This is a genomic window from Halomonas sp. BC2 (assembly GCF_002078115.1).
GTDB classification, from domain to species: Bacteria; Pseudomonadota; Gammaproteobacteria; order Pseudomonadales; family Halomonadaceae; genus Vreelandella; species Vreelandella stevensii.
Genome location: NZ_LFGT01000002.1, coordinates 141,714 through 151,800, shown reverse-complemented (window position 1 = coordinate 151,800; position 10,087 = coordinate 141,714). Strand labels below are relative to the sequence as shown.

The following is a 10,087-nucleotide window of genomic DNA, read 5'->3' as shown; positions in this document are numbered from 1 at the left end:
GCCACCCGAAGGTGGCCTTTAGCTAACTCGTTGATTAGCCGTCAATCAGGGTCCGTTGGTCGAGGTTGACGCTTGGCGTTTTCCTCGGTTTCCAGCCCACTCTTCAATTCATGGGTGAGTGGATCATAATTGGGCCTGAGCTCGTCCTTTACCGTACCGCTCCATAGGCGGGAGCCCACGAAGTAACCCGCCCTGCCAATCACGTGAGCGGCGATGGGGGCGGTAATCAAAATAAAGACGATGATCGCGAATGCCCGCGCCACCACCCCTACTTCGGCAAAGTGCATGGCAGCCGCCAGCATGATCAGGATCACCCCCAGTGCAGCCGCCTTGGTGGTAGCGTGCATACGGGTCAACAAATCAGGCAGCCGCAGCAGACCAATGGAGGCCAGCAGCATGAAGCTGGCACCTGTCAAAACCAGCGTTCCCTTGACGAAATCAATCATCCCGCGGCCCTCCACGTTCCAGAAAGCGAGCAAACCCGATGGCGGCCAGGAAGCCCATCAGCGCAATGACGATGGCAGCATCCAGAAAGCTCGATACACCTGACTGAATGGCGTACACCCCCACCAGCCCCACGACCGTGGTGGAAAACAGCTCCAGCGCTACCACTCGGTCCGGCAGGCTAGGGCCACGCACCACGCGCACGAAGGTCAGTATCAGGGCACAGCCCATCAAGACCTGGCTAATCAAAATCACGGTATCCATCAGCGAAATAACTCCAGGGCTCGGTGCTCCATCTCTTTGAGGCTGCGTCTCAGTTCATCTTCATCGTCCAGGAACATGGCATGGATATAGAGCACACGGCGATCATCGGAGACGTCCAGGCTCAAGGTACCTGGCGTCAGCGAAATCAGATTGGCCACCATGGTGATCTCCATTTCCGTGCGAGCGGCCAGCGGAAAGGCAATCACCCCAGGCTGCATGTGCCACGGCGGCGTCAGGATGTCGAAGGCGACGCGCAGATTGGCCTGCACCAGCTCTTTCATGAAGAAGCCAATGAAGCCGATGATGCGCGGCACTCGTAAAGGGTATCCCTTCAGCGCCTCGACCTGAGGCTCGATCAACACCAGCGCAATATAACCAAACACCATGCCTACCAGCAGGTTCAAGCCCGAGAAGTCACCGCTCAACAGTACCCAGGCCAGGCCGAGTAACAAGTTCCAAATTGCACCGGTCATGGAGCCTCCTCCTGAACGTCACTCGCCTGATCCACGCCCGCATCTGCCGACTCCAGCAGCGCATCGATAACATTCGCCGACTCACCGAGCACGGCCTCTATGTAGCCTGCAGGATTCATCAATTGATCGCCAATCTGATTCATGACCTGCATGATGGGCTCGGCGAAAATACCTACCAGCAGCGACATCATGGCCAATACGATCACCGGCAGATACATCATCCACAGGCTCGGTTTGAGCATACGGCCATCATCGCCTGTGGGCGTTTGGGTTGCAGGCACCTTGTTCTCTTCCGGCAAGGCTTTCCAGAACACTTCGTTCCAGATCTTGACCATGGAGTAGAGGGTCATCAAGCCCACGGCCAAAGCAATCCCGGTGGCGACATAGGCGCCCGCTTCCAGGCCTGCTCGCACCAGTACGAACTTGGCGAAGAAACCGGACAGCGGCGGTATGCCTGCCAACGAGAAAGCCGAAATGAAGAACGCGACGGCAAGCCAGGGGCGCTCGCGATACAGCCCGCCCATCTTCTTGAGCTGATAGGTACCCTGCAAGCGGTGCGTGATACCACTGATCAGGAACAGGTTCGTTTTCACGATGATGTTGTGCATGATCGCAAACACGCCACCGGCGATGGCCAGCGGGGTATAGAGCGCCAGACCAAGAATCATGTAGCCAATCTGGCTGACGATGTGAAACGAGAGAATACGGCGGAACTCATACTGCGCCGCCGCCCCGAGTACGCCGGTGACCATGGTCAAGACTGCACCCCACAACATGATGTCCTGGAGATAGCCCATGGTCTGATCGAAGATCAGCGTGAAAACGCGGAACAGCGAGTACACCCCGACCTTCGTCAGCAGCCCGGCAAACAGCGCCGATACCGCCACGGGCGGCGTGTGATAGGACGCGGGCAGCCAGAAAAACAGCGGAAACGCGGCCGCCTTGATACCAAAGGCCACCATGAACATCACGGCCAGCACTTCCACCATGCCACTGTGTTCGGCTTCGTCCATGCGCAGGGCGATATCGGCCATGTTCAGCGAACCGACCGTGCCATACAGTAGACCGACGGCGGTCAGAAAGATCACCGATGCCAACAGGTTCAGCGTCACATACTTGATGGCTCCTTCCATCTGGGCACGCTCGCCACCCAGAATCAGCAGCGCGAACGATGCCACCAGCATCACCTCGAACCACACGTAGAGGTTGAACATGTCGCCGGTCAGGAAGGCTCCGGCCACACCGGCCAGCAGCAGGTGCATCAGCGGGTAGTAGCCGAATTTTTCATGACCACGCCCGGTGGTGGCCAATGAGTAAATACCCATGGCCAGACCGATGATGCCGGTCAGCAGGATCATCACGGCACTGAGCATGTCCGCCACCAGCGTAATACCGAATGGCGCGGGCCAGTTGCCCATCTGCATGGTGATATAGCCGTCGTTCAGTACCGCGACAAACAGCCAGAGACTGACCGCCAGCAGCGCAACGTTACCGGCAACGGCCACAAAACGCTGCATGGGCCGCGACCGCCAGAACAGCAGCGATATTGCCCCCGAAAGCAGAGGCAACAAAACGGGAAGTGCGACTTCAGGCCTCACGTGTCGGTATCCTTCATCTTGTCCAAATCATCCGCCTTGACGATTTCATAGGCGCGGCGAATCAGTACGACGGCAAACGCCAGCACGCCAAACGCGATGACGATGGCGGTCAGCACCACTGCCTGGGGCAGCGGGTCAGCCACGGGCCCCAATGGCTGCAGCATGCCCTCGGGAATCAGAGGGGGTGCGCCACGGGTCATGCCTGCGGTGGTAAAAATCAACAAGTTGGCACCGTTGGAAAGCAGCAGCAAACCGATCACCAGCTTGACGATCGAACGTCGCAGCATCATGAATACGGCAGTGGCGTACAGCAAACCAATCGCCAGGGCCATTAACGGTTCCATGGGGAGCCTCCTATGTTATCCGGGGTATGCAGCTCAAGGCTCATCCTTGTCCACCTCCATTAACGCCATGACCATGCCCATGACGGAACCCAGCACCGCCAGATAGACGCCCACATCGAAGATCAGCGGCGTAGAGGCCTTGAAGTCGATGCCTGGGATCGTCCACCACTGTGCGGTCAAGAAAGGTTCGCCCATGAACCAGGCAGGCACCACCGAGATCATGCCAAACAGCAGGCCCGCACCGACCAGGTCGCGGGGGTCGACCATGCGCAGCACTTCTCGGGTGGCACTGGCACCAAAAGCAAACAGATAAAGCGCAAACGCCCCCGCCGCTACCAGCCCGGCAATGAAGCCACCGCCGGGCTCGTCATGACCACGCAGCAACAGGAAAATAGAGAACATCAGTTGCAGCGGCATTAAAAAGCGTGCCGCCGTATTGAGAATGATCGTACCTGACTTAACCATCGTAGGGCTCCTTGACGCTGCTCTTCTCCGCCTCTACTGATTTGCCCTGGGGGCCATCGTGACGCAGTTTCAACATGGCAATGACACCAATGGCGGCCAGCGCCAGCACGAACATTTCGCCCAGCGTATCCAGGGCACGGTAGTCCACCAGAATCACGTTGACGATGTTGCGCCCATGAGCCAGCGGTGCGCTGTTCTCGACCATGTACGTGGAAATGGTTTCGAACTGGTCGATGCTCCATGCCGTCATGATCAACAGGAAGATCATGACCCCCATGGCAGCTGCCACGACCCCATCGCGCACGCGCTCGAGGCTGGTCGAGAGGTTGGAGTAACGCGGCAAGCGGAACAGCACCAGCACCAGCAGAATGACCGTCATGGTCTCTACCAGCAGCTGGGTGATGCCGAGATCGGGGGCACTGAAGAGAATAAAGATCAGCGCAATCGAGAAGCCCATGATGCCAACCGACACCACGGCTCCCAGGCGCGAGCGCGAGATGGTGGCAAAAATTGCCCCCATGGCCATGGTACCGACCACGATGATTTCATGGAAACGCACGTCCAGCGTCAGCGCCAGCTGGGGCGAGTGGCGCAGCAGAATCGAATTACCGATCAGGCCGATCAACACCACCAGCATCACCAGAATGTAATTACGCATGTAGCCATTCTGCAGAATGCGGGTCTGCCACTCGGAGAAGCGTACGACGCCATTCATGAAGCCTTCATAGCCTGCTTCCGGCCCATAGCGCATGACCGGTGCCAATCGCGCCAAATGGCTGCGCACCTCGTCCCAACGCTTGAACAGCAAAAAGCCCAGCGCCATGCTCACCAGCGACATGATCAGCGCCACGTTGATACCGTGCCACAGCGACAGGGTAACCGTCAGCGCATCGCCTACTACCGAAGTGGCCGCTGCGGTCAGCAGTGCATCCACCCCCAGCAGCGCGGGCGCCAGCCCCAGCAGTAGCGAGCCACAGGCCAACAGAGCTGGCCCCACCAGCATGCTCAACGGCGCTTCATGGGCGACCTTGGGGGTGGCATGCTGCGCGCCAAAGAAAGGGCGCAGCGCAATGATGGCCGCCACGGCAATGGTCAGAATGGCCGAGAAGAACGCAAACAGCACCAGCATCAGGCGCACGCTGTCGGCGCCCAGGGCAGCCTCCAGCATCAGCTCCTTGCCAATGAAACCGAACAGCGGCGGCACCCCGGCCAGCGACAGCGCGGCCACGAAGGCAATCGTCGCCGTCACGGGCATGGCTCGCCGTAAGCCCCCCATGGCCGTGACATCCTTGGTACCCGTTTCATGGTCCAGAATACCCGCCACCATGAAGAGCGCACCTTTGTACATGGAGTGCGCCAGCAGGAAGGTGACGAACGCCGTCATGGCATAGTCGGAGCCAATGCCCAGCAGCATGGTCAAGGTGCCCAGCGCCATGATCGTCGAGTAGGCCAGCAGCTTCTTGATATTGGTATGGTGGATCGCCAGGAAGGCGCCCGTCAGCATGGTGGTCGCACCCACCACCGAGAGAATACCCACCCACATGCCGGTACCGCCCAGCTCGGGCTGCAGGCGCGCCAGCAGGTAGATACCCGCCTTGACCATGGTGGCCGAGTGCAGGTAAGCCGATACGGGCGTTGGCGCCGCCATGGCGTTCGGCAGCCAGAAATGAAACGGAAACTGCGCCGACTTGGTGAACGCACCGAGCAGCAGGCAGATCAACATGGGCGTATAGAGCGCATGCTCGCGCAGGTTGTCGTCGGACTGCAGAATCTCGCTCAGCGACCAACTGCCGCTGGCCACACCCAGCAGGACCAGTCCCGCCATCAGCGCAAGGCCACCGGAAACGGTCACGAACAAGCCCTGGCGAGCCGACTTTCTGGCCTCGATATCGTTATGGTTGAAGCCGATCAACAGATACGAGGTGATACTGGTCAGTTCCCAGAAAACGAACAGGGTCAACAGGCCATCGGCCATGACCAGCCCCATCATGGAGGCCATGAAGGCCACCAGCGCCAGATGGAAGCGGGCAATATCCGGATGGCCTTTCAAGTACCCGCCAGCATAGATCAGTACGCAAGTACCGATGACGGAAATCAGCAGGCCAAACAGCAGCGACAAGCCATCCAGCAAAAAGCTCAGGCTGATCCCCAGCGACGGCACCCACGCCCACTCCAGCAGCTGCGGCCCTTCACTCAGCACCACCGGGGCCTGGCCAATCAGCCACGCGGCCATCAGCGCTGGAAATAGCGCCAGCACCAGGCTGGTTCGTTCCCTACACCAGAGGTTGAGCAGCGGTGACGACGCTGCCAGCACGAAGCCTATTAAAACGGCAAATTGCATCCGGCGTTCTCTCCCTAAAATAAGCGCAAACTATTCCCGCAAGCGGCGCATGGTACGACATGTGCCGCTTAAACGTTGAATAAATGTGATTTTATATGCACAAACCTTATACCAGCCTTTCGAAAAACTCCAGCCACCTCGCTGGCATAAAAAAAGCTCGGGCAGTGGCCAAAGCGGCGTCAGCGCGAGCAGAAATCTTACGGAGCGGGCACGGGCAACCAGCCCAACAGCTCATTATTGACCACGGCCAACAGGGCATCGATATGATCATCGCGATCATTCAGGCAAGGAATATAGCTGAACGTCTCGCCACCGGCCTCCATGAAACTGTCGTGAATCTCCTCCTTGATCTCTTCGAGGGTTTCCACACAGTCGGAGGAGAAAGCAGGTGACAGAATGGCAATGTGCTTGTGGCCCTGCCTGGCCAGCTCGGCCACATGATCCACGGTTTGCGGGCCTACCCACTTTTCCGGGCCAAACTGTGACTGGAAGGCGGTATCGACCTCCTCCTTGCTCAACCCCAGACGCTCACGCAGCAGGCGCGTGGTTTTCTGGCACTGGCAATGGTAGGGGTCGCCTTCCATCAGATAGCGTTCCGGCACACCGTGGTAGCTGGCCACGAGCTTGGTGGGACGGCTTTCAAAGCCGTCGTACGCCTCTTGCACCGAGTTGGCCAGCGCCTGGATGTAAGCCGGGTGTTCAAAGTAGGCCGGCACCGTGCGCAGGTAGGGCTGCCACTTCATCTTCATCAACGTGCGAAACGCCTGATCGTTGGCGGTAGCCGTGGTGGGCGAGCCGTACTGCGGGTAGAGCGGGAAGAACACGATGCGCTCGCAGCCCTTCTCTTTCATGCGATTCAGCACGCTTTCCGTGGAAGGGTTGCCATAGCGCATGCAGAAATCGACCTCGACACTGTCGCCATACAGCGCTTTCAGCCGGGCGGTCATCTTTTCCGTTTGTGCACGGGTAATGGTCAGCAGCGGGCTCTCGTCTTTTTCGGTGTTCCAGATGCTTTTGTAGGCATGGCCCGACGTAAAGGGGCGCTTGGTCAGAATGATGAGCTGCAGCAGCGGTTGCCATTTCCAACCCGCATAGTCCACGACCCGCTTATCCGACAGGAATTCGTTGAGATAGCGCCGCATGGACCAGTAGTCAGTCGCATCGGGCGTCCCCAGATTGGCCAGCACCACGCCCACCTTGGCGGGGGCAACCGGAGGATGACTGCTTGGCGCGTGGGCCAAGCGCCCTTCACCTGGTTGATCCTTTACAACGCTGTCGGCCATCTCACTTACTCCTGGGGGCTGTCGATCATTCACAATGGTCTAAATCTTATCACTTTTCAGCAAAGACGCGGGATAAAGTTATACTATCAACATAATTTGTATAACTGTAGGCCAACCCATGTCCAAGCCTTTGCTACTCATTCTGGGCGACCAGCTTTCCCTGACCCTGCCTACCCTTCGCCAGGCCCCTGAAGGCGCGGTGGTGGCGCTCTGTGAGGTCGCTGAAGAAGCACGCTACGTCCCTCACCATATACACAAGATCGGCCTCTTCCTGGCCGCCATGCGACATTTTGCCCAACAACTGCGCGACCAGGGCTTCAACGTTCATTACAGCCGCATGGACGATGCGGATAACACCCAATCATTGATCGATGAAGCCGAGCGGCTGGCAAGACAGTACCAGTGCGATGAAATTCGTGTGACGCGCCCCGGCGAGTGGCGGCTGTGGAACGCCATGCAGCAGCGTCAGGCCGCCTCACTGCCCTGGAAAATCCTGGAAGACGACCGCTTCTTCACCACCCCAGACGACTTTGCCCAATGGGCCAAGGGGCGTAAGCAAATCCGCCTCGAATACTTCTACCGGGAACAGCGTAAACGTACCGGGCTACTGATGGAAGGCGACGCCCCCATGGGCGGACAGTGGAATTTCGACCACGATAACAGAGAACCCGTCCAGCCTGGGCTGAGCTTCCCTGAACTCCCCGCGCACGGGCAGGATGAAACCACTCAGGAAGCGCTGGCCAATGCCGCCGAGTGGTTCCCCGAGCACATGGGCGAGATCGAGATCTTCAATTTGCCGGTCACCCGACGTCAAGCACTGGTGGACCTGAAGCACTTCATCACCCACGGGCTGGCCGACTTTGGCCGCTATCAGGATGCCATCAGCGACCAGTCACCCTACCTGTACCACTCGCGCCTCTCTGCTGCCATGAACATTGGCCTGCTCACGCCCTTCGAAGTGTGCGAAGAAGCGGCTGCGCAATATCAGGCAGGCAAGGCACCGATCAACGCCGTGGAAGGGTTCATACGGCAGATTCTCGGGTGGCGTGAGTACGTGCGCGGCCTCTACTGGACGCGCATGCCGGATTACAAACGAGAGAACCAGCTGGGTTTTCAGCGCGACTTGCCCGCCTTCTACTGGGATGCGAAGACCGACATGCGCTGCCTGCAACGCGCCATCCAGATGACCATCGACCACAGCTACGCGCATCATATTCAGCGCCTGATGGTCACGGGCAACTTCGCCCTGCTCTGCGGGGTCAAGCCAGAGGCGCTGTGCGACTGGTACCTGGCCGTTTACGCCGACGCCTGCGAGTGGGTCGAGCTACCCAACACCTTGGGTATGGTGCTGCACGCGGACGGCGGCTTGATGGGCTCCAAGCCCTACTGCGCTTCCGGCAAATACATCGACAAGATGTCCGACCACTGCCAGCACTGTCGCTACTCCCCCAAGCTGGTCACCGGCCCCAAGGCCTGCCCGCTCAACAGTCTCTACTGGCATTTTCTGGAGACCCATGCCGAACAGCTCAATCGGAATCCACGCATGAAGCTGATCTACGGCTCGCTGGCACGCATGAAAGAGGAAAAACGCGACGCCATGCGTCAGCAGGCAGAACAGTTCCTGGCATCGCTCCCCACTGCCGCCGATTACGGGCAAGCCGTTCACACCCAAGGGTACACCCACGAGGAGCGCTCCTCATGAGCCGTTTCGCAACGCTGCATGCCGAACCACCGGTCACGCTCTACCACGATGGACACTGCCCCTTTTGTCGCGTCGAAGTGGCCTGGCTAGCCAAACATCGCCACCACCAGCGCATTCGTCTGGTCGATATTCAGCACGAGGATTTCGATCCCGGCGCATTGGGGCTCAGCTTCGAGGCCATGATGGGGCAACTGCATCTTCAGGATCAGCAGGGAAACTGGTATGTGGGGATGGATGCCAGCCGGGCCCTGTATGCCGTGTTGGGCTACAGGCGGCTGGTAAGACTGTCTTGCTTGCCTGGCCTGCGCGCCGTCATGGATGCAGGCTATCGGTTCTTTGCCCGTCGCCGAATTCGGCTGGGCCAATGGTGGGAAAAATGCGGGTCACGCTCGCGCAATCAGTGATGCCTGGGCGTCAGAATACCAGCGGCATACGCGAGGTCAGCGGCGCGCTGTAGTGGGCGTCGCGACCAATGACTTCATCCTGAGGCACGTGCTGCACAAGATACGCCCGGTGGATACCTGCCCGCTTGAGTTCGAGGTAGACATCGTCCAGCGAACGAAACAGCATGGGCTTGCCACGCTGGGTCAGCATATGGCGCTCACCCTCGACATCTTCAAGCTCGACCTGATAAAACCGGCTGCCCGAGTGCGTGATTACTCGAATTTCAAAATTGTCATGACGTTCGACGAACTGTTTAAGCTCTTTAAGTTCCATGGTTCCCTCCTGTTATTGGTCATTGCCATGGAGCACAGCATGCCCTTGCCCCATGACAATCATATTACCCTGGCACTATCTCTCTAAGAGGGCAATAACAGAAAAGAGTTCCTGACCGAAACGTCAAGATGTGTGTCGTGTTACTGATATTCCGAGGGGTCGATGGCCTTGCCTAGGGAATTGCGATCGATCCAGTTGCCCCCTTTGGTTTCCTTGTAACGGAACACGACCTTGTCGCCAATGGTGACCGGTAATTCCGCATCTTCTGTCTGGTAGCTGTACTGCTCCCCTTCCACTACCAGGTGGTAGCGGTAAAGGTCGGGCATGCCCAACCACTCCTTGAAGGGACCTTCACGCTCTAACGACTGGAGCTCACCCCGACCTTCCAGCTTGGGAAGCCGCTTACGGTTACCGCGCCTAAAACCACCTGCCATGCGTTACTCCTGTCTATCTACC

Annotated in this window: 12 protein-coding genes; 2 read left to right on the top strand and 10 right to left on the bottom strand. The window is 58.6% G+C overall.

The genetic code is table 11. The features are described from left to right. Positions 1-41: 41 nt before the first annotated feature. The 8 genes from mnhG to hemH all read right to left on the bottom strand — a co-directional run bounded on the left by mnhG (position 42) and on the right by hemH (position 7,212). Entirely contained in the window at positions 42-446 is a 405-nt protein-coding gene (gene mnhG / locus B7L71_RS01250; protein ID WP_039182037.1) for a monovalent cation/H(+) antiporter subunit G, read from the bottom strand. Next, positions 439-708, bottom strand: coding sequence for a monovalent cation/H+ antiporter complex subunit F (locus B7L71_RS01245; RefSeq protein WP_039182034.1), 270 nt, complete (start codon positions 706-708; stop codon positions 439-441). The genes mnhG and B7L71_RS01245 overlap by 8 nt, the downstream gene beginning before the upstream one ends. After that, positions 708-1,181, bottom strand: a complete 474-nt coding sequence (locus B7L71_RS01240; RefSeq protein ID WP_081135359.1) for a Na+/H+ antiporter subunit E — start codon at positions 1,179-1,181, stop codon at positions 708-710. The genes B7L71_RS01245 and B7L71_RS01240 overlap by 1 nt, the downstream gene beginning before the upstream one ends. Then, complete coding sequence (locus tag B7L71_RS01235; protein WP_081135356.1) at positions 1,178-2,779, bottom strand: Na+/H+ antiporter subunit D; 1,602 nt, start codon at positions 2,777-2,779, stop codon at positions 1,178-1,180. Before B7L71_RS01235 ends, B7L71_RS01240 begins: the two co-directional genes overlap by 4 nt. After that, the gene (locus B7L71_RS01230; RefSeq protein ID WP_039182023.1) at positions 2,776-3,123 is read right to left on the bottom strand and encodes a Na+/H+ antiporter subunit C; all 348 of its coding nucleotides are present in this window, start codon (positions 3,121-3,123) and stop codon (positions 2,776-2,778) included. The genes B7L71_RS01235 and B7L71_RS01230 overlap by 4 nt, the downstream gene beginning before the upstream one ends. Positions 3,124-3,156: 33 nt before the next feature. Continuing rightward, positions 3,157-3,588, bottom strand: coding sequence for a Na+/H+ antiporter subunit B (locus B7L71_RS01225; RefSeq protein ID WP_081135354.1), 432 nt, complete (start codon positions 3,586-3,588; stop codon positions 3,157-3,159). Further along, entirely contained in the window at positions 3,581-5,929 is a 2,349-nt protein-coding gene (locus tag B7L71_RS01220; protein WP_081135351.1) for a putative monovalent cation/H+ antiporter subunit A, read from the bottom strand. Before B7L71_RS01220 ends, B7L71_RS01225 begins: the two co-directional genes overlap by 8 nt. A gap of 197 nt (positions 5,930-6,126) precedes the next feature. Next, positions 6,127-7,212, bottom strand: coding sequence for a ferrochelatase (gene hemH, locus B7L71_RS01215; protein ID WP_081135349.1), 1,086 nt, complete (start codon positions 7,210-7,212; stop codon positions 6,127-6,129). A gap of 118 nt (positions 7,213-7,330) precedes the next feature. On the opposite strand from hemH, the gene B7L71_RS01210 reads away from it, so the two are divergent. Both B7L71_RS01210 and B7L71_RS01205 read left to right on the top strand, forming a co-directional pair. Further along, positions 7,331-8,914 (top strand): cryptochrome/photolyase family protein, encoded by a 1,584-nt coding sequence (locus B7L71_RS01210; RefSeq protein ID WP_081135346.1) that lies wholly within the window; start codon positions 7,331-7,333, stop codon positions 8,912-8,914. Beyond that, positions 8,911-9,318: a thiol-disulfide oxidoreductase DCC family protein gene (locus B7L71_RS01205; protein ID WP_081135343.1), complete on the top strand. Its 408-nt coding sequence runs from the start codon at positions 8,911-8,913 to the stop codon at positions 9,316-9,318. The genes B7L71_RS01210 and B7L71_RS01205 overlap by 4 nt, the downstream gene beginning before the upstream one ends. A gap of 10 nt (positions 9,319-9,328) precedes the next feature. Here B7L71_RS01205 and B7L71_RS01200 read toward each other — a convergent pair whose 3' ends face one another. Next, a complete protein-coding gene (locus B7L71_RS01200; RefSeq protein WP_081135341.1) occupies positions 9,329-9,631 on the bottom strand; it encodes a DUF6482 family protein in 303 nt (100 codons plus the stop codon). A gap of 140 nt (positions 9,632-9,771) precedes the next feature. After that, positions 9,772-10,065, bottom strand: a complete 294-nt coding sequence (locus B7L71_RS01195) for a hypothetical protein (RefSeq protein ID WP_039182003.1) — start codon at positions 10,063-10,065, stop codon at positions 9,772-9,774. Positions 10,066-10,087: the final 22 nt, after the last annotated feature.